This window comes from Vibrio sp. 1401 (genome assembly GCF_033340295.1).
This window is the reverse complement of record NZ_JAWOWF010000482.1, coordinates 1-634: the sequence shown is the minus strand read 5'-3', so window position 1 is coordinate 634 and position 634 is coordinate 1. Positions and strand designations below refer to the sequence as shown.

1 protein-coding gene is annotated in these 634 nt (G+C 43.4%); it reads left to right on the top strand.

The annotated features are described in order from the left end of the window. Window positions 1-634 (top strand): AAA family ATPase (locus R7Z77_RS26345; protein ID WP_318137172.1); only part of this gene is annotated, 634 nt, incomplete at both ends.

Here is a 634-nt window from a genome sequence, read left to right as displayed (position 1 = left end):
CGATGAGTTATCTAATCAAGTCATAGAATTAGAGGCAATTTGGGAACAAGAAAAGCAGTGGGTTCAAGAAGCTAAGTCGTTGAGAGCTAGGGTGATAGAAGAGAATGCCGACTGTGACAAAGAGCGATTACAGGAAATCGAATCGAACTTAGCGCTCAACGCGCAACCTTTAGTCTTTTCTCATGTGAATGAATCTTTGATTGCTGAGGTAATTTCTGATTGGACAGGCATTCCACTTGGAAAATTGCAAGATGACGAAATTGAAGCGGTTCTTAACCTAAAAGATAGCTTGTGCGAGCGAGTGGTGGGGCAAGATCATGCTCTAGAAATCATGTCCGAAGTGATCAAAACAGCAAGTGCCCAATTGACGGATGAAACTAAACCTAATGGCGTGTTTTTATTAACTGGCCCTAGTGGTGTCGGAAAAACGGAATCCGCTCTTGCTATCGCAGAGAAAGTTTATGGGAGCGAAGACAACGTAACCACGATAAATATGTCGGAATTCAAAGAAGAGCATAAGGTTTCATTGTTGTTAGGCTCTCCTCCTGGATATGTCGGATACGGTGAGGGGGGTGTTCTAACGGAAGCCGTAAGGCGTAAACCTTACAGTGTGATTCTGTTGGATGAAATGGAA